This is a genomic window from Pedobacter sp. AC379, from assembly GCF_979258145.1.
The window spans coordinates 1,509,689-1,533,907 of record NZ_OZ409839.1 but is presented as its reverse complement, the minus strand read 5'-3'; the positions used below and the strand labels follow the sequence as shown (position 1 = coordinate 1,533,907).

17 protein-coding genes are annotated in these 24,219 nt (G+C 38.8%); 6 read left to right on the top strand and 11 right to left on the bottom strand.

Annotation, left to right across the window (positions count from 1 at the left end; translation table 11 throughout):
• Positions 1-86: 86 nt before the first annotated feature.
• From ACZZZW_RS06775 to ACZZZW_RS06765, 3 genes are read right to left on the bottom strand one after another with little or no spacing between them, the layout of a single operon-like run.
• A complete protein-coding gene (locus ACZZZW_RS06775) occupies positions 87-908 on the bottom strand; it encodes an SOS response-associated peptidase (protein WP_056095137.1) in 822 nt (273 codons plus the stop codon).
• 2 nt (positions 909-910) lie between these two features.
• The gene (locus ACZZZW_RS06770) at positions 911-1,147 is read right to left on the bottom strand and encodes a hypothetical protein (RefSeq protein WP_147273668.1); all 237 of its coding nucleotides are present in this window, start codon (positions 1,145-1,147) and stop codon (positions 911-913) included.
• A 37-nt stretch (positions 1,148-1,184) separates the two neighbouring features.
• Entirely contained in the window at positions 1,185-1,817 is a 633-nt protein-coding gene (locus ACZZZW_RS06765) for a hypothetical protein (protein WP_463492636.1), read from the bottom strand.
• Between the two features lie 251 nt (positions 1,818-2,068).
• On the opposite strand from ACZZZW_RS06765, the gene ACZZZW_RS06760 reads away from it, so the two are divergent.
• From ACZZZW_RS06760 to ACZZZW_RS06735, 6 genes are all read left to right on the top strand, one after another.
• Positions 2,069-2,806 carry an ImuA family protein gene (locus ACZZZW_RS06760; protein ID WP_463492635.1) on the top strand — a complete coding sequence of 246 codons (738 nt, stop codon included), beginning with the start codon at positions 2,069-2,071 and terminating at the stop codon, positions 2,804-2,806.
• A 5-nt stretch (positions 2,807-2,811) separates the two neighbouring features.
• A complete protein-coding gene (locus ACZZZW_RS06755) occupies positions 2,812-4,320 on the top strand; it encodes a Y-family DNA polymerase (protein ID WP_463492634.1) in 1,509 nt (502 codons plus the stop codon).
• 12 nt (positions 4,321-4,332) lie between these two features.
• Positions 4,333-7,563, top strand: coding sequence for an error-prone DNA polymerase (locus ACZZZW_RS06750; RefSeq protein WP_463492633.1), 3,231 nt, complete (start codon positions 4,333-4,335; stop codon positions 7,561-7,563).
• Positions 7,564-7,790: 227 nt separating this feature from the next.
• Positions 7,791-9,179 carry a DUF7149 domain-containing protein gene (locus ACZZZW_RS06745; protein ID WP_463492632.1) on the top strand — a complete coding sequence of 463 codons (1,389 nt, stop codon included), beginning with the start codon at positions 7,791-7,793 and terminating at the stop codon, positions 9,177-9,179.
• 4 nt (positions 9,180-9,183) lie between these two features.
• Positions 9,184-11,631 (top strand): Eco57I restriction-modification methylase domain-containing protein, encoded by a 2,448-nt coding sequence (locus tag ACZZZW_RS06740; RefSeq protein WP_463492631.1) that lies wholly within the window; start codon positions 9,184-9,186, stop codon positions 11,629-11,631.
• 5 nt (positions 11,632-11,636) lie between these two features.
• The gene (locus tag ACZZZW_RS06735) at positions 11,637-13,469 is read left to right on the top strand and encodes an AAA family ATPase (protein WP_463492630.1); all 1,833 of its coding nucleotides are present in this window, start codon (positions 11,637-11,639) and stop codon (positions 13,467-13,469) included.
• Positions 13,470-13,527: 58 nt separating this feature from the next.
• On the opposite strand, the gene ACZZZW_RS06730 is transcribed toward ACZZZW_RS06735, so the two are convergent.
• The 8 genes from ACZZZW_RS06730 to ACZZZW_RS06695 form a co-directional block, all read right to left on the bottom strand.
• The gene (locus tag ACZZZW_RS06730) at positions 13,528-14,235 is read right to left on the bottom strand and encodes a hypothetical protein (RefSeq protein ID WP_463492629.1); all 708 of its coding nucleotides are present in this window, start codon (positions 14,233-14,235) and stop codon (positions 13,528-13,530) included.
• On the bottom strand, positions 14,236-17,253 hold the full coding sequence (locus ACZZZW_RS06725; protein WP_463492628.1) for an HsdM family class I SAM-dependent methyltransferase: 3,018 nt from the start codon (positions 17,251-17,253) through the stop codon (positions 14,236-14,238).
• A gap of 210 nt (positions 17,254-17,463) precedes the next feature.
• On the bottom strand, positions 17,464-18,381 hold the full coding sequence (locus ACZZZW_RS06720) for a hypothetical protein (RefSeq protein ID WP_463492627.1): 918 nt from the start codon (positions 18,379-18,381) through the stop codon (positions 17,464-17,466).
• 170 nt (positions 18,382-18,551) lie between these two features.
• The gene (locus ACZZZW_RS06715) at positions 18,552-21,320 is read right to left on the bottom strand and encodes a hypothetical protein (RefSeq protein WP_463492626.1); all 2,769 of its coding nucleotides are present in this window, start codon (positions 21,318-21,320) and stop codon (positions 18,552-18,554) included.
• A gap of 1 nt (position 21,321) precedes the next feature.
• The gene (locus ACZZZW_RS06710) at positions 21,322-22,080 is read right to left on the bottom strand and encodes an SIR2 family NAD-dependent protein deacylase (protein ID WP_463492625.1); all 759 of its coding nucleotides are present in this window, start codon (positions 22,078-22,080) and stop codon (positions 21,322-21,324) included.
• Positions 22,046-22,405 carry a hypothetical protein gene (locus ACZZZW_RS06705; RefSeq protein WP_463492624.1) on the bottom strand — a complete coding sequence of 120 codons (360 nt, stop codon included), beginning with the start codon at positions 22,403-22,405 and terminating at the stop codon, positions 22,046-22,048. Before ACZZZW_RS06705 ends, ACZZZW_RS06710 begins: the two co-directional genes overlap by 35 nt.
• Before the next feature lie 150 nt (positions 22,406-22,555).
• On the bottom strand, positions 22,556-22,945 hold the full coding sequence (locus tag ACZZZW_RS06700; RefSeq protein ID WP_463492623.1) for a GIY-YIG nuclease family protein: 390 nt from the start codon (positions 22,943-22,945) through the stop codon (positions 22,556-22,558).
• A 566-nt stretch (positions 22,946-23,511) separates the two neighbouring features.
• Complete coding sequence (locus tag ACZZZW_RS06695) at positions 23,512-23,922, bottom strand: response regulator (protein ID WP_056095195.1); 411 nt, start codon at positions 23,920-23,922, stop codon at positions 23,512-23,514.
• Between the last annotated feature and the right edge of the window lie 297 nt (positions 23,923-24,219).

Genomic DNA, 24,219 nt, shown 5'->3' with positions numbered 1-24,219 from the left:
TATGATATAACCCATCTCAACTGAAAATGGTTTTAAAAGCTAAGCGATCAGTCCTTTAATGCGCTTTATGGAAGCATCCATCCGTGTTAAATCGAGTATTCGATGGCGGGCAGGTCTTCATAAATAAAGGGCGTTGATGGCTCAAGTGTCGACAAGAATTCTTTCGCAATCGTGCAGGCATCCATCTGTTTGGCAGGAAACTGACTGGATGCAATCTCGGTGATTCGCTCATCGCTTAAATCTCCGAACATCCATTCATAGGCCAGCTCATCATTTAAAATGGTAGGCATACGTTTTTTGGAATTATGAACCTGTTCCATAAGCGGATTGGCCGGCGCGGTAGTGACAGCAACTGTCTCAACAATTTCGCCGGTTTCCTGATCGGTCCATTCCTGATAAATTGCCGCCATGTAGAAGTATTCCTCGTCCTTAACAGAAATATAGTAAGGATACTTAACGGCAGTTTTCAAAGGCTCTCCTGTTTTTTTGTTTTTTGGAAATACATGTCGCCACTCATAAAATCCCGTTGAAAGCACCAGGCATCTGCGCTCGCGGGCTGCCTTTGCATAAATCGATGGACCACCTTTTTCATTTGAAAAAAGATTTTCGGCCTTTGCATTGAGTGTAGTATATCCGATATGCCATTTACCGGCAGCATCTTTATATCCGTTGCGAAAATTCTTTGCAGCCTCGCGGTTTTTAAGGTAGGGAGGCAAAAAACCCCATTCCATCTGCACGATATCAAAGTTTGTCTGCTCTGCATCTCTTTTTAATACCGCAACGGGTGAGTAGGCAAAACCGTTATGAACAGCCCTGTCGAGAAACTGATAATTTTTTACCGCCTTTTCAAGTTGAAGGAGTGAAATAAACTCTGCCCTTGAAACGCGTTGACCATTGTAGTAACACATAATTATTTATTTTTCAAATGTTCAGCAATCTTTTTACCAAAAAATTCGGCCTCTATCTGTCTTCCCTGCGGAACAGATGTCCAGAATGGCCTGTAACCGTTCGCTTCGGTTACATTTAGTGGTGGTCTTCCATCCGAGAACTCGATCCTATATATTTCACTGCCTCCGATCAGATGCGAGGTAACGATCATCTTAATATCGGGCAGGACAATCTCAAAAGCCTCTTCTATTTTCATCATCTTAAAAATACAAAATCGTTAACCAAATAAAAAATGGTTAGTTGATGCCTATAATTGCAAAATACGGATCACCAGATTTCTTAACCATCAGGTCCAGGTGCTCCTCGAAATCAACGAGGTTTAAGACCTCATCTTTTAAGAACGTAGTAAAGACTTCCATATCTGTTTCCTTTGAAATAACCACCTCAAGGGTTTCACTACTCTTCCACTGGGTAGACTCAATTTCGGGATAAGCACCCTTCAACAGTGAGGGATATCCTTGTCTGGAAAAAGCCTCTGAAAGCTTGGATGCAATATCCCAGACATGAGGCGCTAGTTCTTCATCGAGTGTGTCCCATTGAAGACCAAGATTTTCATCACGCCACATGCTTCCAAGGTATTTACCATCCAACCTCACCCCGTAGCATTCGCCTGAAGTTTCTACAACAGCCTCTTTTATCCCGCTGTCGGTTGGGATTTCAAAAATATATCTTTCCATATTCAGTCCGGTTTCCAATGGTTTTAACTGCTTAGTCAACTTAAAATGTTTTTTTGAGAAAATGAGATAAGCTGCAGTAAGGGAAAATCCGAAAATACCGCCAATTATCAGTTCACTGCGATGTGCTTTTGCCCAGCTGATGACACTTTTTTCTAATTCGCTAATTAGGCTCGTTACTTCTTTTCTGTCCATTTTGTTACAACAATTATTTGGGCAGATAGGTTTTGTAAATCAGGAAGATGGGAATAAAATCGATTAAGAATCATTATCCATAAATAATGTTTAACATCTATCTTATCGAAGGTGTTATCACAGTAGGCAATGCAAACTTTCCACCAAAACGGGAATGTTTTCCACAATTCATTTTTTACTAACATTTTTAGCTTTATGTTTGTTGTATAATTTCGTAATACTAAATATAATAGTATTTAATTCAGTAAATCATGGATGCCAACAAAGAATTAATTCAGAAACTGCAACAGGATATCCTGTTATGGCAGGGGTTTAAACCCCATCCCACAGGCAATGCCGAACGAATCGGACTGGGAGAGATAGAAAATTCATTTCCCGGTGGTGTTTTTCCAAAAAAGGCAATTCATGAGTTTATCACCATTCAGCCGGAGCATTCGGCGGCCAGTGACGGCTTTATCGCTGGACTACTTGCCGTCCTTATGGAAAATGGTGCGGCCTGCGTGTGGGTAAGCACGACCCGGCATCTCTTTCCCGCTTCTTTGAGCCTATTTAACGTAGAACCTGAGCGCATTATTTTTATGGATGTCCAGAGCGAAAAAGATGTGCTATGGATTACAGAGGAGGCCATTAAATGTGAGGGGCTTGCGGCCGTTGTGGCAGAACTGAACAATGTGAGCCTTATAGAATCCCGCAGGCTTCAGCTGGCGGTCGAGACCAGTGGTGTTACGGGATTTATCCTGCGCAAGGACGGAAATAAGAAGGCGAGCACTGTGGCAACAGCCAGATGGAAAGTCAGGCCGCTGCCTTCAGTTACGCAGGACGGCCTGCCCGGGATCGGATTCCCGCGCTGGCAGGTTGAGCTGCTAAAAGTCCGTAATGGAAATCCGGGAAGCTTTATACTGGAATGGGCAGGCGAAAAATTTGAGGAAATTAAAAAAACCGGTAATCAACCGATTTGGTCTGATCTGGAGGGCAGACAAGTTGGATAGCTATTATGCAAAGGCGTTTTGTTTCGATATGGTTCCGCCAATTACTGGCTGACTGGCAGCTTATCCGCCGCCCTGAACTGGCCGAGGTGCCTTTTGTTTTTGCTGCGCCCGACCATGGGAGGATGATGATAACTGCTGTAAATCCATTGGCATTGAGCTTTGGCGTTGAGGTCGGCATGCGTGCAGCGGATGCGAAGGCCGTATGTCCGGGTCTCGAGGTTCTGGACGATAAACCAGGCCGTGCAAAAAACCTTCTAAGAGGACTGGGCGAATGGTGCGTGCGCTATTCGCCCATTGTATCCATTGACGAATTTGGAATGGACGGACTGTTACTTGACGTTTCAGGCTGTCCGCATCTTTGGGGCGGAGAGCGAGAATACCTGAAAGAAATTGTCAGCAGGCTTAAAAGTAAGGGATATACCGTACGCTTAGCGATTGCCGATACACCCGGCGCTGCATGGGCCGTTTCCCGGTTTGGTAAAGTTACGCCATTGATTCCTTCCGGCGGACACGTAGATGCATTGCTCAGTCTGTCTCCTGAGGCATTAAGATTGGAAGATACAGTTCTTGCGAAACTTCGCAAACTGGGATTCTATCAGATAAAAAGCTTTATCGGTATGCCCAGATCGGTAGTGCGCAGGCGATTTGGGGAAGATTTTTTATTGCGGCTGGCTCAGGCTATTGGAACTGAAGCAGAAGCGCTTATTCCATTAAAGATTCCCGTAGCATTTAGCGAAAGGCTAGCCTGCATGGAACCGATCAAAACCAAAACTGCAATTGAGATAGCGATTCAAAAGATGCTTGAAAATCTGTGCAACAGGATGCAATCTGAAGGTAAGGGATTGCGAACCGGGATACTCACAGGATACCGTATCGATGGAAAAATTGTGCAGGTTTCCATCGGAACCAGTGGCGCTTCGCATAGTGTGAGTCATCTATTCAAACTTTTTCAGTTAAAGATCGATCAGATCCGACCAGCCCTGGGAATTGAACTATTTGTTCTTGATGCGCCAAAGGTGGAGGATGTCGAGGTGCCCCAGGAAGAAATGTGGTCATCCAAGCCCGGCCTGAATGATAATAGTGTGATCAGGTTTCTGGACCGTGTTGCCGGAAAGGTTGGTGCGCAAGCAATCCATCGTTTTTTGCCTGCAACCAGATACTGGCCGGAACGTGCAATATCAAAGGCAGCTTCGGTAACAGAAAAGGCCTCAACTCCATGGCGAACGGATAAGCCCCGGCCGACCGAAATGCTTAAGGTTCCCGCCCCTATTGAGGTAATGGCGCTTATTCCGGATCATCCGCCAAAGTTTTTTATTTATAAAGGCGTCCGCCACCTGATTTCAAAGGCAGACGGTCCCGAGCGGATTGAGCGCGAATGGTGGATGGATAAGGGAGAGCATAGGGATTATTATCAGGTGGAAGATGAAGAAGGATGCCGCTACTGGCTTTTCCGTTCCGGACACTATGGTGGGGAACAAAAACACAAGTGGTTTATTCATGGATTTTTTGCTTAAAGGAGATGGGTTATGGCTTACAGTGAATTACAGATTACCTCAAACTTCAGCTTTTTGCGTGGCGCTTCGCATGCGCAAGAACTGGTTGAACAGGCCGAAATCTTCGGTTATAAAAAATTAGCCATAACCGACAGGAATACACTTGCCGGAATCGTACGTGCGCATGCTGCCTGCCGTGAGAAAAACATAAAACTAATTCCCGCCTGCAGGCTGGATCTGCTGGATGGACCGAGCCTGCTCGCCTATCCAACGGACAGGGAAGCTTATGGCAGGTTGTCCGCACTATTGACATTGGGCAATATGCGTGCGGAAAAGGGCAGCTGCCATATCTCACGTGCGGATGTTTACGCCCACAGCAAAGGGACCATCTTTGCCCTTGTAATGCCGGGCGCTTTGAACCGCCGCTTTGAATATGAGGCTAGCTTTATCGCCTCAGTTGCAGAATATCGCGAAGCTTTAGGTGGTCAGCTTTACCTTGCGGCGACAAGATCTTATCTGGGAAACGATGATAAGCTGATATTTAGAACTTCACAGCTTTCCAAATTTTACGAAATACCGGTAGTCGCAACAGGCGACATCCACTATCACAATCCTTCACGAAGAGAACTTCAGGATGTACTGACCTGTGTTAGGGAGAAATGTACCATTCAGGAAGCAGGATTCCGATTGCATCAAAATGCTGAGCGGTACATGAAAGAGGTGGCAGAGATGGACAGACTTTTCAGAAAATATCCAAGCGCAATCCACAATTCGATGGTCATTTCCGAAGCTTGCAATTTTTCTCTGGACGAGCTAAGATATGTCTACCCAGAAGAAATCAACCCAAGCGGACGCACCCCAATGGAAGAGCTCGAATTTTTAACGTGGAAAGGCGCTAATGAATTTTATGGCGAAGAGATCCCGGAAAAGGTTGTCAACATGATCCATCATGAAATGGCTTTTGTAAGGCAGATGGATTATGCGAATTATTTCCTTTTTGTTGAGGATATTGTTCGTGAGGCCAGATCCCGTGGGATTCTCTGCCAGGGACGGGGCTCGGCAGCTAATTCTGCAATCTGCTTCGTACTGGGAATCACATCTGTCAATCCGATGAAGTTTGATTTGCTATTTGAGCGTTTCATCTCACCGGCACGAAACGAACCGCCGGATATTGATGTAGACTTCGAACATGAAAGACGAGAGGAAATCATTCAATATATCTATACTAAGTATGGCCGTGACCGTGCAGCTATAGTTGCCACGGTTACCCAGCAACACCAGAAAGGAGCGATCCGGGATGTAGGAAAGGCTATGGGACTATCTGTTGACACAATCAATCGCCTATCGACTTCGATCTGGGAATTTACCGATGAATGGTTCGAAGGAAAACGGGTGACCGAGCAGGGACTAAATCCCGATGACCCGCATTTAAAGAAGACGCTGGAACTTACAGCTCAGATGATGGGCTTCCCTCGCCAGCTTGGGCAGCACACAGGGGGATTTGTAGTTACGCAGGGAAAACTTACCGATCTGTGCCCAATCCTAAATGCAAGGATGGCGGACAGAACAAATATCGAATGGAACAAGGATGATATTGACGCGCTCGGCTTTTTAAAAGTTGACGTGCTTGCACTTGGGATGCTGACTTGTATCCGAAAGGCTTTTGATCTTTGCAGAGATCATTACGGGGTGCAGTATACCTTGGCAAACATACCGCAGGATGATTCGGAAGTCTACGACATGATCTGCCTGGCCGACACCCTTGGCGTATTCCAGATCGAAAGCCGGGCACAGATGTCTATGCTCCCAAGGCTTAAGCCAAGAGAATTCTACGATCTGGTGATAGAGGTCGCGATCGTTCGCCCCGGCCCAATCCAGGGAGATATGGTTCATCCTTATTTGCGCAGGCGCAGCGGTGAGGAACCTGTAGTTTACCCGTCGCCGGAACTGGAAAAGATTCTTGGACGCACGTTGGGCGTTCCGCTGTTTCAGGAACAGGCGATGAAGATTGCCATAGTAGCGGCGGGCTTTACCCCTGCTGAGGCCGATGGGCTGCGTCGCAGCATGGCAACATTTAAGTTTAAGGGAATGGTGAACCAGTATGAGCAAAAACTCATCGACGGAATGATGAACAAGGGATATACAGAGGAATTTGCAAAAAGGATATTCAGGCAGCTGGAAGGGTTTGGGAGTTATGGATTTCCCGAAAGCCATGCTGCCAGTTTTGCCCTCCTCGTTTATGTATCCTGTTGGCTTAAACATTACTATCCTGACGTTTTCGCTGCCGCATTGCTAAATAGTATGCCGATGGGCTTTTACCAGCCGGCACAAATCGTTATTGATGCGCGGAAGCATTCGGTTCAAGTTCGCGAAGTTGACGTCAACCATTCCTTTTGGGACAACAAACTCGAAGAAAAATCAGGGAAGTATTTTGCGCTGCGCTTGGGATTTCGGCAGATAAGCGGGATAAGGGCCGATGATATGGACATTTTGGTTAATGGAAGAGCTAATGGGTATCGAAGTATTACCGAAATCAGGGATTCAGGAATATCGATTGCCACCCTGGAGCGGTTGGCAGATGCAGATGCGTTTCGTTCGATGGGAATGGATAGGCGAAAGGCACTTTGGGAAGTTTCTGCCTTAAAAGATATGCCGGAGGAACTATTCAAGGGTCAACCGTCTGAAAGCGTATTGGAAACGCAGGTTGAACTTCCATTAATGGGCAAGGGAGAGCATGTCGTTCAAGATTACGCAACTACAGGACTTTCTCTAAAAGCACATCCGGTAAGTTTTGTTCGCTCGCAGCTCGATATGCTCAACATCAGAACTTGCCATCACATTAACAATGATTCGACAGATGGTCAGCTGGTGAAAGTAGCTGGGTTAGTATTGGTTCGCCAGCGTCCCGGAACAGCGGGCGGTGTATGCTTTATCACTATTGAGGACGAAAGCGGATATTGTAATTTAGTAGTATTTGAAAAATTGTTTGAAACTTACCGCAAGGAAATCCTGCATTCAAGACTGCTAATGGTCGAAGGCCGTCTGCAGCGCGAGGGACAAGTCGTACATGTAATCGTGAGCAAATGTTTTGATTTTACCAAGATGCTTGGCAAGTTGGTGCAACGGGAGGTTGATGAGCTTCCAGTTTTGACCTCAGCCCGTGGAGATGAAAAAACAGCACCCTATCCATCACAAAACAAACGTACTGAGGCTAGGGAAGAAGAACCGAAGAATTTGTTCCATGCCGGTAGAAATTTCAAATAGTTTTTTGGCTAGTAAATATATACTATAACTTATTGAATCCACGACACCATTTATAGTAAGTGATGAAAATTTTCCATATCAAAAAAGCAGATTCGACAAAGAAAATTTGGCAACATCAAATCTAAACCATGATTTTTGGCTATTTTTGAATATTATTGTGAGAATATGTTATAATGAATGATCGCAATATTGTAATTGAAATTTCTATTTGTTGACCAAAATCCTATATGAATCTAATATTAAATAGCCCTAGAAAGACCATAAATAAGGCATATCTAAAGGAGAAAGTCAACCGTTTTGAAATAGATGCTTTCAAAACAAATTTAGAAATTCTGTTTAATCGTATTAATGAAAACGAGTCGGAGGAACATTTGAAAAACGTGCTTTCTGATTTTCTGAAAGATACATGGTATAAAAATACTAATGACATAAATACTAAGGGAAAAAGCGATCTTGTAATTCATAATGGAAAAAGCACAAAAGACAGTGTCGGTGTAATTTTAGAAATCAAGCATCCAAATAATAAAACGGAGATGGTCAATACTTCTCGTTTTAATGTTAAGGCATTTCACGAACTTGTATTATACTATTTACGTGAAAGGATTGATCATAAAAACCTGGATATAAAGCACCTTGTAATTACCAATATATATGAATGGTTTATTTTTGATGAAAATTGGTTTGAAGATAACATCTATCGAAGCCAAAAATTAAGAAAAGATTTTGAATCATGGAAACTGAGCGGAAAGGACACGCGATCGTTTTATGAAGGCTACGCAAAAAACCACCTTGATAATTTAACGGAAAAATGTGAATGCACATACTTTGATCTAAGGAACTTCAATTTAAAATCTAAGAGCAAAACAATTGCAAATGACAGGCAGTTAATTGCTTTATACAAATTTCTATCACCGACAAATCTTCTAAAGCAGTCTTTTGCAAATGACAGCAACACATTAGACAGAAAATTTTATACAGAGTTATTGCACATTATCGGCCTCGAAGAAAGAAAAGAAGGGGGAAGAAAATTAATAAAACGTAAACTGAAGCCTTCGGTTGCATCACTTCTTGAAAACACAATTGTACAGCTTGAAGATAGGGGGAGTCTAAAGAAACTTGACAATCTTAAGCAATTTGGACTCACCAATGGCGAGCAGTTATATAATATTGCTCTTGAGCTTACAATAACGTGGATTAATAGGATATTGTTTATAAAACTTCTTGAAGCTCAGCTTTATAAATATCATCATAAGGACGACAGTTACAAGTTTCTAAACAGCAATCATATTTTTGATTACGGAGATTTAAATATGCTATTCTTTCAGGTGTTAGCGGAAAAAAGAACGAAACGCCGCAGTCATGTCACCGAAAAATTTACAAAAGTACCTTATCTGAATAGCACACTATTTGAAAGAACATATTTGGAAGAGGAAACGATTGATGTCGGCGCATTGAGTAACACAGCATTTCTTGAGATTATGCCAACAACTATCCTTAAGGATAACAGAGGCATTAAAAAGAAAGGCGAAATTCTCACGATCCAGTATTTATTTGAATTTCTGGATTCTTACGATTTTTCTTCAGAAGGCTCGGAAGAAATACAGGAAGAAGAATAAAAACTTGATTAATGCATCAGTATTAGGATTAATTTTTGAAAAGATTAATGGATATAAAGACGGTTCATTTTTTACTCCTGGATTTGTCACGATGTATATATGCAAAGAAACAATCAGAAATGCGGTCATCAAGAAGTTTAATAAAGCATATCTCATAGATTGCGGTAAATTTGAAGATCTGAAAAACTTTGTTGCTTCTAAATTTAAAACAACCGATATCCTAGAATTTAATAGGATAGTAAATGAAATTAAGATTTGCGACCCGGCTGTAGGATCTGGTCACTTTTTGGTTTCAGCTTTGAATGAAATTATCGCAATCAAAGCAGATTTAGGAATTCTTGCAGATGAAAATGGTGTACGGCTAACTGGCTATGATGTTAAAGTAGAAAATGACGAACTCATTGTAACTTATAATGACAATACCGAAATCTTTGATTACAAAATCACTGGAACTACTGTGCATTCAGAAACTCAACGAGTGCAAAAAACACTGTTTCACGAAAAACAAAATGTGATAGAAAACTGCTTGTTTGGAGTTGACATTAATCAAAATTCAGTAAAGATTTGTCGGCTTCGCCTTTGGATAGAATTGTTAAAAAACACATATTATACGGAAGTATCCAATTTTACAGAGTTAGAGACACTTCCAAATATTGACATCAATATCAAATGTGGTAACTCTCTAATTAATCGCTTACCCCTAACCGAAGAATTAGAGACTGCAATGCAAGGTAGATACTCACTTGCTGCTTACCGTGAAGCTTTTCATAACTATTATCATGCCGTCGGTAAGGAAGAAAAAGAGGCGCTAGAGGAATTTATAGAACTGGTTAAGAAAGATTACGCTTCTGAAATATTCAACCGAGATCCACGCATAAAAAGATTATCTAGACTTCGTGGCAGAAGGGCGAATCTGGAGAACACAGTCGAAATCGGAGATTTATTTTCAAAATCGAAAAAATCCGACGTGAAGCAACAATTCGATAAACTCCAAACTTCAATCGATAATCTCGTACTGGAAATTGAGAATATCAGAAGTAACAAAGTTTATACTGATGCTTTCGAATGGCGCATAGAATTTCCTGATATTTTAAATGATGATGGGACCTTTTCAGGTTTCGATGTAATAATTGGAAATCCTCCATATGTATTTGGAGGCAATGAAGGGATTTCTGAAATTGACAAAAAATTTTTTAAAGAAAGATATATTACAGGTGGCGGAAAAGTTAACTTATTCACTTTATTTATTGAACGTAGTTTTGATTTGATGAGGAAAAATGGTGACTTTTCTTTCATTATTCCAAACACCTTACTGAGAGTGACATCATATGGAGATTCCAGAAAATTATTAATAGATAAATATCAAATTGATACTATAGTGGATTTAGGGGGTGCTGTGTTTGACGATGCTGTTACAACGGCAGTTGTAATTGTTGCACAAAAGAGAATAGCTAATTCGCATCATGAGATTACCGTAATAAACAAAGAAAAGAATAACACCAATATTATAGTACAGCGCTCGTTAGTTGATAGGAACTATGTAATTGCTACAAATATTGACAGTAAAAAGGCAAAACTAATTGAAGCTATTGAGGAGGGAAAAATTCCGTTAGGATCAGTATGTAAAGAGATGATTTTTGGTGTAGTAATAACAAAAAATAAAGATGAGGTAGTAAGTAGTGTTGAAATAGACGGGTGGAAACCCTTTTTAGAAGGGAAAGATATTAGTTCATATTTCATCAAACCTGTACACAGGTATTTAAATTATAACTCTAAGTTGTTACATCGAGCGAGGAGTAGGGAAGTGTTTGAAGTTCCAGAAAAAATCCTCATACAGAGAATCACCGGAGGTAGTCGACCATTGAAAGCTGCTTATGATAATAAAATGCGTTACAATAAGGAATCAATTAATAACTTAATTTTAAGTTCCGATAGTGGTTATTCATATAAATTTATTTTAGGTCTTCTAAATTCCAAATTAGTTAACTGGTATTACACCAATCAATTTACAAACGAGTCAAGACTGACAGTTAACCTCTCGAAAGAGTATTTATCTCAGATTCCTATACCAGTCGCAGATATTGGACTTCAAAACTCTGTCGTGATAGTTGTAGATTATATTCTGGCGCTAAATAATTCGCTTTCAAATGTGGTTGTTGATAATTATGTGCCGAATAGCTTCCTAGCAAGCCTATTTGAGGAAATTGTTGATGCTATGGTTCTTGAACTTTATTTTGGAAAAGAGTTCATGGAAGCGAATATTTCGATTATTGAAAATGTTCTCAACGAATTTTCTCCCTTCCAGGATTTTGCGAATCCAGAAGCTCAAGCAAAAACCATACATATAGCATATCAAAATTTTAGGAAAAAAGAAAGTACGCTTAGAGGCAATTTAAAACTGATGGATCTCAGGCTTCAAGATATAGTAATGCCAATCAAAAGTCTAAATTAATTTTTATGAAAACGCTCAACAAAATCATTTTAAACAATTTCAAGTTTTTCCTTGGTGAAAACGTAATAGACATTGATTCTAAAAACCTGCTAATTTACGGGGAGAATGGTAGTGGAAAAAGCTCTGTTTATTGGGCACTCTACACCTTTTTACATAGCGTTTATAAGCCCGTAGACAGTGATATCAAAAAATATTTCGATCCGACAAGTGATCAAAACATCATTAATAGATTTGCCGCTCCTGGCGAGGAAAGTTCTCTAATATTAGAGTTTATAGATGAAACAAGGACAACAACGACTAAGAAGCTATCATATACATTAATCAATACAAAATCTGGAAGCTTGGTAAGGGAAGCTGCTCATGCAAGTGATTTTGTTAATTACCGGATATTGTCAAGATTATATGATTTTAGCAATCGGGAACAAATAGACCTCTTTAAGTTGTTCGAAAAGGAAGTTTTAATGTTCATTGATTTTCCTATGGAGGTTAGCCCAGGGGTCAATAAAGCATCTGATTGGTGGGAATATCTTAAAAACGGGCTTAATCCAAGACCAAATATGCATACCCATGAATATCAGGATTTCCAAAGTAGGGTTACAGCTTTTAATTCAGAGCTTGAACGATATCTGCTTTCGATAGTTCAAACCGCTAATGAATATCTTCAAAATAAGTTTAAGCAAACTTTAAAGATCAATTTTCATTATTCTCCAGCGACTTATGACGACTTCGAACCTGGTAGCACCACAAGGCGTAATCATAAGATAGTAAAACCTAAAATTATTTTAACTGTAGAGCTTGAAAATGGAAATAACCCAGCAAGCCCGATTAATATCAACAGACCTCAATCGTTTCTAAACGAAGCTAGGCTTACAGCGATTGCGCTTTCAGTTCGGTTTGCAGTGATAGATCAAAAGTATATCGCAGATGCAACAAAAATATTGGTTTTTGATGACTTACTTATTAGTCTTGACATGGCAAATAGAGATATTGTGCTTGAAATTATCCTCGATGAATTTTCTGATTATCAAAAAATACTTCTAACTCATGATCGAATGTTTTTTGAATTGGCAAAGCACAAAGCCAAAAAAAATGACGCTAGTGACTGGTTATTTTACGAAATGTATGAGTCGACAAATGGTAGGGTATCGGTTCCTTTCATTAAGAAGTCTGATTCCTATATCGATAAAGCAAAAGCAAATTTTGAAAAGAAAGAATTTGAGTTAGCGGGAAATTTATTACGCAAACAGGCAGAAAAATTCGCAAAAGAATTACTTCCAAAGCGCTATCACTTTAGCGATGAATTTGCGCCACGGAACCTTGAGGGACTTATCAGTCAATGCGTTGTATATGCAAAAGCAACGGGAATTGACTATGTCGCATTCCAGCAGTTGGATCATCATCGTAAGTTTGTCCTTAACCCAACCAGCCATGACAATATTGGAATCGCACAGTTCACAGCCGAGATAGCGAACTGCATTGAAACATTTCATGAACTTGACAAGCTAGAATACCAGGCAATAGTAAACAAAGGTGAGCAATTTCATTTAGAGTTAAAAGGTGACGATGGAATAGACTATAAATGGGAAATTTTTCTGGAAGATGATGCAGTATTGTTAAAATGGCCAGCATCTGACAGCAAACTTGCTCCTCTTAAGTTCGCTACCAAAATGTTTAGAGACACTAGGATGATCCACGACTGGCAATACTCTCATCAAACTATAAAAGCATTCTATGATAAATGGTTTAATAAATCGGATAAGACAAAATCAGATGACTTTTGGGAAGAAATAATACATACCTCCTCAGGAGGTAAAATGCAATCATTTAAAGTCTTTTAAATTAATAAAAAGCCTTTGAAAAATATCTACAGTTTGGTGACTTACAGGCAATGTGAATTTAATTTTCATTTGTGAAATCAATCCAAAAGTGGTTTAATCGAATCCTGCTTCCAGATAGGCGAGACGAAGTAGATATATAATTTGATAAAGGTTTATCTAGTGAATTGGACACAAGGAGATCAGTTGCATCCCATTTTAACCTGCTATCACTAGAAGTGGAAATCTGATCTTCTATCCATTTGTTTACCCTAGTGAACCAGAATTCTACGGAATCACTTTGCAGATAGCCAATTATCGCTGCATTGCTGACATCTGCACCATGACGGCCATTCTTGAACCGTTCTATGCCTCCAGAGTTTTTCAGACACATACCATTTTTATATTCCCCGCACACATATTCCCTCTCTCTACTTTTCGGTAATTTGGAATTCAATCTTTTAGCTTCAAATTTTATGAGAGGCGGTGAATCGTCATCTTCGATGTCATTTTCCACTGCGTAAGCGAAAGTGCCAAAAACCGCGAAATCTGTAGACGTGTTTTCCTTTTCACTCTCAATGTTTTGGTGATGAAAGAAGAATGGATACTCAGATGGCTTCCTGGAATTTAAGGTTTTACACAGTCTATTGGTGATGGCGTTTTCATTCTCACAATCTTTTCCCTTGAATGAGGTCAGAATAGACGAAAGATAATCGTAAATACTATTGACGATAAGGCTGTCAGGTGCACTACTTAAAGTGCCATATGTATTTGTCGCTACCTCTCTCATTTATTTTCCCTGGTTATATAGCTCAAGAAAGGTTTCATCAGCATCTCTAACTGCTATAGAGGGAAGCCAATATCTTTTTTGATTGGGTTTATAGAGAAAAATCATATTTTTATAAAAAACCTTGACAATCCTCTTTATCCAGAGATTATATCCCTGTTGGCTATCCATGATCGTGGCAAGTTCAAGTTCAACTTCATCTATAGAATAAGGTATTACCATTTCAGGCTCATCACCCAATACGAAAGGATATGCTATAAAAGCATTTCCCTTGATCGGCGGTAGTGGTCGGAAGTTTTTATATATGGAATTAAGGATCCGACAATATAGCTCTCCGAATACATTTAACTCCTTATCGTCCACATCCCCTAACACTATACTTTTTTCTCCCGATTTTCTGAATTCTGAATAGTAGAGCGAAATATCGGATAACAAAATCTTTTCTATGGGGTCGAATTCAATCTCCTCTTCTGGGTAAGGTAAGGACAGAATATCGTTTTTTAAAACTACACCTTCCCTTGTGGTGATAATTCTTCCACTGAGAAGCCATAGCAGGGCAGAATATGAAGGGTTTTCTTGATATCTGGATTCGATTTTCTTTAACAAGGGAGCGTCAGCCGGTGGTGCATGTATCCCGATAATTTCATTCCTGAAAGAAAGATAATCCTCTCTATATTCAATTGGAATCGAAGCAATGCCCGATTGTTCCTTGATCAGTATGTGTGGAGGCTGAAATATTTCTTTATTGCCTTTTCTGTTTCGAAGAAAATATTGTGTGCTACATATGTCAAGTGAGGCAATACCATTCTCGGTAAAATTTTTTGTCTCCACATAATTTTTTCCGGTTATCCAGTCAGCCTCTAGGTTTGATTTAAGATCATAGATTTCTTTCTCATCCTTCCTGCTAGGATTTTCCTTTTTTAATAAAGCTTGGAGCTTTTTTATTGGTTTTCCAGTTGGTGATTCTATCCAGCCTTCGGCTATTTTCCAGCTATGATTTTCCTCCTTATCATTTAGATAATCGCCAAGTGTCCTAAGTTCGGAGATTTTTTCCAAAAAGCGGTGAAGCCTTCCGCCACCCATAAAATTCGCTTGCCAAGTGCGCGAATTTTTGATAGCAGACTTGAAAGACACCTTATGTATATCGTAATGGTCGAGTTCAAAATCAATTTTTTCACCTGATGCCTTTGTTCTACGAAAAATGTAGTGAGTCGTATTTTTCGCTAATGGGTCGGTTTTTTCGGCAAATATTGATACTACTGCTGGTTTTGCGCTTGAGCTGCTTCCTATGAATAATTTCGACCTTAAAGGTGTAAAGTCAAAAATTGACTTGAAATAATATTGTTTAAATAAATATGCTCTGAAATCGTGAGTCTTTGTGTTGTATAAGACAGGCCCAGATGGCAATATCAGACAACATTTTCCATGGTCGGTTAGTAGTTTAAAGGATTGCTCAAGAAATAAAAGTGCTATTTGGTTATCTGGCACATCTGGACGGCCAATTGTATTTTCTTTTTCTCTGCGGTTAACACTATCAGCCCAATCGGTAAACTCAGAATTAAATGGTGGATTGCCAATTACCAACTTAAAGTCGGTTCCTAGTTTATTTTCGGTTAAGGTTTGGAAAAAATCGCCTTGAAAAAGATTAGTCCCTATTAGATTATCAAAATGTACATTTCTCCATATCTCTTTTGGAGAAAGGGAATCCAACAGGGCAAGTCCCAAGCTGAAATAAGAGAGTGTAACAGCTTCATCTTCAAGATCACAGCCAAATATATTATCCTGCAAAATTCGCTTTAATTCCTCAATATTCTCTTTTTTAGGTTTTTGCCAATTGTTCTGAAATCTCCACCACTGTATCATACGCTTAAAGGCACCCACAAGGAAAATCCCTGAACCGCATGCGGGATCCAGAATTTTGAAATCTGCCTGAGGATTCTTTAACGGCATGCATTGGTCAACTAGAAACTGTACTAGATAAGGCGGCGTATAAACCACACCTTTCTTTTTTTGTCCATTTTCGTCAGCAAGAAAATCTTCATATATGTGACTGATCAATTCGATTGGAAGATAGTTAAACTGGTAGAGCTTCCATAAGCTCATCTGGCCAATACCTTCGCTTCCTTTCGAAAAAATTGAGACGTCTCCCCTAACAAAATATTGAAATACACTGAGATCGAGATGGCCTTTCAAAGTAAACAGTTCTTTTTCATCTAGACGAAAAATTTGTCCGTTGAAATGCTCCTTACTTGATAGTTCCTGTAGTACAGAAGCAAACACGTCAGCGTTTTCCAATATACCCTCTAGCGTAGGATTTTCTGCATTATACGATTTATAGAATTCATCGGGATTCAGCGCTCCCTTATTTTCATCATCCTTCCTTTCTTCTAGATACTTGATCAATATCAGCATCATTAGGATACGTTTCACTAGAGCGGAGTGTTCAATTCCCACTCTCGATATAATATTTGATTTTACGTTCTTTAATTGGACGAGAAGTTGTTCATAGGCTCCCTCTTCATATTTGAATTGCTTGCCCCCTGCCGAATCCCAAAATAGCCCTGAGTCGAATTGCCGCGCATTGTAGTAATCCAATTTAATTTGAACTGAAGACAAGAAATTTATAACGTCATGGGGTGAGGTTATAAAATTTTCACCCTCATTATCCCATTTTGGCTTTTTCGCACAGTTGAAAACAAGAATCTCTGATGCCTTGAAAATGAAACAAAAAGGCACAATCCCCGCATTCCAAAGTTTGTGGTGTATTACGGCGTCATTTTCGGCTTCTAGCCCCGTTCTGTCAAATATATAGATTTGTGGTTTGGGCGGCCGTCCATCATTGTAAAAACGAAAATATACACAGGTCACTTCAAAATCCTTCGCCAACTCCAATGCCACAAACAGGTCAGGGTCTGTTTCAAGTGATCTTTCGGCAACAGAGCGCATTCCCGAAGCATCTTTCGACATACCTAATTTAGCTAGTGCTTCGTCAAGCTTGATATCAATATTACTGGTTCCCAAAATTTATGTACAGTAGCTTAAGTTTTGTGCTAAAATAATTAGTAAAAATCACATTAAAGAGTAAATATATAAACTAAATCAGTTAGTCTATTATTTCCAACTATAATTCGTTTTGGGATGTCTGCCAAAACTTCTACTATTTGCTAAACTTAGAAAAATAGATTTAATATGAAATATTCGCGTCTAATCGAATATTTTGGTTTGTGCACTTTAGCAACTAATATCCATTTTGATTTCTGAAAACTGAAAGTCAATTGATTGCTGGCTTGCAATTCCCTCTTTAAGCAATCTCAAGGGAGATAAATCAAAACTATCTGGATGAGGTAGAAAAACTACATACCTGTAAAATTCGTTTGATAATTTAAAGCTAAGGTTTACAAATAATGCTTTGTACTCAAGTGGCGTAATAACTACTCCAATTTCTGAATTAACCAATGGTGCATGGGCCTCGAAAAACACCACAGGAAAATCCTCCTGAGTTTGTTCGGATCGAAGATATTTAATCAGCCGACCATACGTATTCATTTTGAATCCTGTGTTATCAAGTAACAACTCATATCCAATTTTTGAAAACGCGATAAGATAGGCAGTCTTTAACAGCGCCCGCTTGTCAATCTTGGTTTGTTGATGCCATTTTAGATTAAACTGCCCACCGTCCCAATTTTTAAAAAGACCTTTAAAATTTAATACTTCTATATTTTTCGTTGAAGAAACTATCTCCAATAGAGGTTCTACACCTTTTTTGCTTATTGCGAACTGTCCAGTAACACCATTAAAACCAAGTTGTTCGGATGAAATCTTAACATCGAGTTTTCCAAGACCTTTTTTGAAATTTTCATTTTTGAAAAAATTAAGCAGCTTCTTATCTGAGGTGTGCCCATCCGTGTTATTGGCCTCTTTACATGTCAGTATAATACCCTTTCCACCTAGCTTCTCGGGAGGTACATGTTCAATAGTGAGTTCACGCCTTTTCATACCTGTAACGGAATAGCATTTCAGAGTAATTGGACATACATATAATTGCTCATCGACATCTTCACCTAGATAGGTTAATTTTAATCGGAATCGCGCGAAATTTTTTCTGAGATTCTGCGAGAATATTTTGAACAGTACATCGTTTTTTTTCATGATCGTGTCCCTTAATTTTTTTTTAGAGGAAACATTAGTCCTAAGAAACAATATCAAGACACTAGACACTTAACACAAGAAATTATGATCCATTATTTCTACCATTCAGAAATAACATATACTCAAAGAGTTTTAAATTTGATATTCCCAAAACGAGTATGTACTACTTCCTATTCTTGGCCTTGGGTGTGGTATTGATTATAAATCTGAACTACGCTAAAGTTCCGCTTTTCTAACATTTCTGCAACAAGACTATCGGCGGTATGCATTTCATTTTGTTGATATAATACACTAATTATTTCATTTATCTTTTCCTCGTCTAAGCTAAAGCCATCTATTTTAGTAAGCAGTGCCAATAACATTCTGCCCCCGCGCCCAGCGAAGTTGCTTTTTATTTTTTTTGAAAGAACTCCTACCAGCGAGTAGGTTCTTGTATTTTGATCAGCCAAATGAATGGTTTTTAGGAAGAGCTTTTCACTAGTTTCATCTATTTGAGCTAGATGATCTATAAATCTAAGTGTTTCGGAAATGTTAAGATTCGTTAGGCCTTCACCAGACTCGGCAAGTTCTACTAAACGGCTCCAAATTGCAATTAGCTTTTTGGGATCTAGATTTCCAGGCTCAAAATTTACCGCTTTAATTACGTAGGATAGCTGGTCAATATCAGCTTGTTCAAAAACACACTCAACCATTGCCTCAGCGCCGCTCATGTCATTTAGAAATGCGGTAATAATGTGCGCTATTAGCATATTGGTGACAGTACTGGGTTTCTTGAAAGTTGCTATCCTACGCAGATATTCGTCGTTTAATAATCCAAACAAGTCTGCATACACTTGGCGCGAAAATAGTAGATAGGCTGAAAAAGCTGCATTGCCATTATCATTGTCCGAAAACAATTGTTTGTGGCTTTCCTGAATCCACTGCATATCCAAATAGCTAATTGGCGGAGTATTCATTCCACAAATCCAGAAAAACTCATAAAATTCGGCTTGTTTTAACCGATGCGTAAATTGGTTCTTAATTTCAGGAATCCAACGCTGATCTGCCGTTGATGTTTTAGCGTAACGGAGTGATAACTTAATCATTCCATCATAGATTTTGCCTCTGGTTGAATTTACCACATGAAACTGGTCATCATCGGTGCGTTCGTACACAGCTGTATATTCATTGTCCATTCGGATAAGAATTGCAACGCCAAGCATTATCTCCTCCTCCGACATTTCCCTGTTAGTATTTTCTGATAAGCTTCGAATGAACCAAGCAACCATTCCAATTGCCGATTCTCGCTCGCCATTACCTTCGTCCGCAAAAACATATAGCTCTGGGTTTTGAATGTATTGGTAAACAAAATCCAATAAAGCAACCCAATCATCACTTTTCGATTTTTCAGCTAATGCTCTTAAACTATCACTGAATTTATAAAGGAAAGATATTGGAAGATTTTTATAGGACCAAGGATTTTTCAACACCCTACTTTTCCTCACAATAACGTACTGTCCAAAATCCTGGTCCAATCCATACTTATTGTACCCATTCCAGAGTTGTTGATCGGCCAAGAATGTCATTAGCTCGGGTTCATCCAATTCATTTATGCGCTCTTCACTAACATCTCCCCCACTCTTGAAACTAAAGTAACTATCGTAACCTGGATGCGATTTCACATTTCCTTCTGAAATTGAGGTTGCTTTTTGGTACAGTTCCGCTATTTTTGGGAATTTTTCTGCCGCTGGTTCGAGCGCTTGAAACCATTCAGTTTTCAGGTACGATTCATATCTCTCAGCATCTTCTTGTGACTGATTATCTTCATTTTGTACTTTAAAGTTACCAATCCAGCCTAAAACTTTCTCTACTTCTTCCGAAGAAAACTCGGAAACATGCCTATTGATTAGCCGAAATATCTCAAGCTTACTTTCTGATATTGTAAGCGGGTTGCCTTCCTGTTTCCAAAAAAGATCGCTAAACTTTCCAAAATATTTGTCTACAAAATAAAAACCTATTCTTTTGTTAATATCGACATTTGAGCGAAGCATATGCTCGACGATAGTGATTTTAGAATCTTTTTCTTCTAGTTCAATAAGATCAATTACAAATTTAACCAATGTAAAATTTATACCATCAGAGTCGTTATTTTGAATATCGTCCTCAAGAGAAACAATATTGAATTTTTGGAAATATGATGGATGTTCTTCAGCAAGGCTTGTTAATTTATCGATGCTCCAAGAAGTCATTTTCCCATCAAAAAGTTCATGAAGTGCCCTGTGATGTTCCTCTTCGAAGTTTTTGAGGTGGTACTCATCAATTCGCGCTCCCATCTTGAAAAAGTTTTCAGTGTTAATAGGCGTAAAGAACAAGTCTAAAAAGAAAAATATCAATTTTTGATTCTTTTCATAAATCAATCTTTTAAAGAAGTCCTCAGTTAGCTTCGCACTAATGAGCAACTTATCTGTCACCAATCCAAAATCCTTAATAAATGCAATCATCATATCATCAATCCATTTTAAGGGCAGTTGAAGAATAAAAATGCTAAAATGATGGTCGGGTATAAAATTGCGATCTGGATTAGCCTTATTAAAATACGAAAATTCTATATAATCTTTAATAATACGTCTCAGTACATCAAATAACTCTTGGTCACTATTCTTCAATGCAAAATTCGATGCAGTCATGATCGGAAATGCGCCCTCCCAGTTTGAATATCCTTTGCTTAACGTGCCGTTATTTTCGAAAGTTTTCGGGCCCGGTATGCGTTGGAAATCGAAGGCGCCAAATTCAACCATGTGCATAAACCAGGCTTTATCGAATGAAGTGCTGATCTTTCTGTTTAAATATGATAACTCAATATCTTTATCAACCAGCGATTTTACAAATTCTATATTATCGGCAAGTTCCTTTGGAAAAATGCGATCTAGTTTATTGATATTTCTAATTGTTTCTTCCACGTTATTTAGGTTGGAATGTCGCTGCAACTGTTTCAACTTTTTTATTTATTGCCTGCAATATCTCTTCTATTTGTATATAGGCACCAGACTCAAAGGTTACGACTTCTATATTCAAGGTCTTAAACAGATCAAGCTTGTTTTTTCTATTTAATAATGTTTTCGCTTTGTTGATGAGTGTGTCCTTCTCTTCTTCTTTCAGATTTGTTCCTAATATAAGACTCGGAGCATCATGAGTAAATATAAACCTATCCGCTCCTCTATTGTCTGTAGATAATATTCCTTGATTTTCAAAGGCCTCGATAAAATTATTATCAATTTCACTACTCAAAATGTAGTCAATGGTATTTTCCGCTGCCATAATACTATAATGTTTAATAGGTTCTCGAGCAGCTTCAATTTTCTCCTTGGAGATTACTACTATAACTTGTTCCAAAAGATTCACAAATTCGGTATCGTCAAAGCTAAAGCCAATAAAGATTGTTGGAAATGTCCAAAAAACTGTACTCACTAAGTTTGACAAACTTGAGAATTTATCACCATAGTATTTTTGATAAGACTCTGTTGTGATCATCATGTTTGCCTTATCCTTATCCCCATGAATATGATATATATGCCTTCTATCTCCCAAGCCTCTCATGTCGAATCCTGCAAGAGTACTTGAATTATATTTGCATGAATTTTCATCGCCGTAACGAGATATTGAATCCAGTGCATTCTCAAAACTCTTATCGTAGTTTGTAGTAACGATAGTATTCGTCATATAAAGTATTTCCAAATGCAACGAAGTAAAATAACATGAAGAGGGGATTGGCATGCATTCTCAGCGCATCTTGATATTCTCTTTCTCCCGGCGATTTTTTATATATGTTTGAAGCTACTCGATAAAATCCAACGTTTTGAATATCTGCTTCCACTGCTTCTGCTGATTGGTAATATGGAAAAAGATTGTTTAGCTCTACTAGCATTTGCGACCACAGCGGGATTTTTAGAGCAGCAGAACAACCTGCTCCAATGAACGCAGCAACGCCATTATTTTTCTTTGTCGCCTGTATTTCTGATATTTGAGTTAGTTTAGGCTGAAACATTTTAGAGCGTTTGTATCATACTATAAAGGCGGCAAACAAGTTAACGCCGTTTTTCAAATATAACTCAAAGAATTTTGTTTTGCTAGAACATTGTTAGTACAATCGTGTTACCAATTTTGCAAAGTCTAATGAAAGGTAATTGTAGAAAGATTACACCTGTTTGTCCAATCTCCTGATGCCTGTTCCAAAATGTTCCGGACAAAGCAACCCTGCCGCAAGGGCCTCTACCAAGGCTCGAGTCCTAGGCTCCTCTATTTCCAGAAATCGAAATTTACAAAGACCTCTTAGTGAAATATTTCTTTTTCTTAAATATTCCCTATAAAAAACCCCAGTTTTTGAAATATGATTATAAAGTCTTTGGTTGAGCCCATCCTTCCCATATGGGGTCATTCCCACATGTAAAACACAATTGTCTGCGCTATATACAATATAAACACCATGTTTATTACTTACGTCCACTTTTCCTTTTGCAGGAAAGAAATGGATATCTGCAGTACAAAGTGTTTTAAATAACTCCATCACTTCTTCTTGTTCGTTCATTCATTCATTAAAAATTGATGCGTTTAAAAATTGGCAACGAAAAAACTTATATATTCAACAACTATATGTCAAAAATAAAAAATATGGCTTAACAATAAATGAATTTTATTGATCGCTGCTGGACTATCAATCAATGCCGTGACTGTTTTTATTTTTTTACGGGTCCAAAACCTTATTTTAGTATATCATTCAGAGAAAAGATCAAGACCAATTTGGGAGCAGACTTAGATCACGCGTCAAAATAATTGAATGGTAGACTTTCGGGATTGAGGTGACCTGCACTATAATTTCATCACTAATATATAAAAACACTTAGAAAATTTCATTTTCCTGTCGTGCCCACAAACTTATTCACCAGTGCTCTCTAAATTTTTATTTTATTGCAATACTTAAAAAAAAGTTCGAGCTTCCCCAGATTGAATCTAGAGAATCAGAAATACTAAATGTGCAAGTCTTGTGCAAATATGAACCCAAATAACCCCAAACTAAAGTAGTTCATTTATTCTGAATTACTTACGAGCAAATCTTTCTTAAAGCCCTCTGCTTACAGGAAATCGGGACAGGTATTACAAATTCAGTTTCCCGAAGGTCGTCGCTCCAGTTTGGTGAACCTCCAAGAGGGCGTGTTTGATATTCTTGTAGTCGATAATTTTATGTAAAAAGCATACAGCGCCAGCTTTCTTTGCCTCCTCTATGTAAAAGTTTTCTATCTCTGAAGTTAGGACAATCACTTTCGCGTGGGGCCATTTCTTCAAAATTTCTTTTGTCAACTCAAGACCATTCAATTTGGGCATGCGCAGGTCCGTTAAAAACAAATCAGGCAAAGTCGAGCAATTTTCTGAGAAAGTAAGAAGCTCTCTGCCATCACTAAAAGCGCCAATGACATCAAAGCCACTTTCGACCAACATTTCTACCATTGGTTCCCGAAACCAGCGCTCATCTTCCGCATAGGCGAGAGTTATTTTATTTGCACTCATAACATTATTTTCCTACCACTATATTTCCTCGGAAAGCTTTTCTCAATATACAAAAATAAAATTATAGGGTTGAAAAGAAAGCTTTTATTGGCTCAAGAATATATTTTGGCTAGGACAAAGCTTCTCTCAGAATATTTTCGTCAAAAGTATGGGTGCTCTCTGCAGTTAGGGAAATACAATTGTCGCCTGCGTTCTCTGCGTCTAACCTTTTTACTAAAATCAGGATAAATTATTACCACTTTTGATAAAACTAGCTATGTCAATACCCCCCACCCGCCTAAAAAACAGTGATGATAC

Coding starts and splice junctions, on each gene's coding strand:
- ACZZZW_RS06775 (WP_056095137.1), bottom strand. CDS start 908: ATGTGTTACTACAATGGTCAACGCGTTTCAAGGGCAGAGTTTATTTCA.
- ACZZZW_RS06770 (WP_147273668.1), bottom strand. CDS start 1,147: ATGATGAAAATAGAAGAGGCTTTTGAGATTGTCCTGCCCGATATTAAG.
- ACZZZW_RS06765 (WP_463492636.1), bottom strand. CDS start 1,817: ATGGACAGAAAAGAAGTAACGAGCCTAATTAGCGAATTAGAAAAAAGT.
- ACZZZW_RS06760 (WP_463492635.1), top strand. CDS start 2,069: ATGGATGCCAACAAAGAATTAATTCAGAAACTGCAACAGGATATCCTG.
- ACZZZW_RS06755 (WP_463492634.1), top strand. CDS start 2,812: ATGCAAAGGCGTTTTGTTTCGATATGGTTCCGCCAATTACTGGCTGAC.
- ACZZZW_RS06750 (WP_463492633.1), top strand. CDS start 4,333: ATGGCTTACAGTGAATTACAGATTACCTCAAACTTCAGCTTTTTGCGT.
- ACZZZW_RS06745 (WP_463492632.1), top strand. CDS start 7,791: ATGAATCTAATATTAAATAGCCCTAGAAAGACCATAAATAAGGCATAT.
- ACZZZW_RS06735 (WP_463492630.1), top strand. CDS start 11,637: ATGAAAACGCTCAACAAAATCATTTTAAACAATTTCAAGTTTTTCCTT.
- ACZZZW_RS06730 (WP_463492629.1), bottom strand. CDS start 14,235: ATGAGAGAGGTAGCGACAAATACATATGGCACTTTAAGTAGTGCACCT.
- ACZZZW_RS06720 (WP_463492627.1), bottom strand. CDS start 18,381: ATGAAAAAAAACGATGTACTGTTCAAAATATTCTCGCAGAATCTCAGA.
- ACZZZW_RS06710 (WP_463492625.1), bottom strand. CDS start 22,080: ATGACGAATACTATCGTTACTACAAACTACGATAAGAGTTTTGAGAAT.
- ACZZZW_RS06705 (WP_463492624.1), bottom strand. CDS start 22,405: ATGTTTCAGCCTAAACTAACTCAAATATCAGAAATACAGGCGACAAAG.
- ACZZZW_RS06700 (WP_463492623.1), bottom strand. CDS start 22,945: ATGAACGAACAAGAAGAAGTGATGGAGTTATTTAAAACACTTTGTACT.
- ACZZZW_RS06695 (WP_056095195.1), bottom strand. CDS start 23,922: ATGAGTGCAAATAAAATAACTCTCGCCTATGCGGAAGATGAGCGCTGG.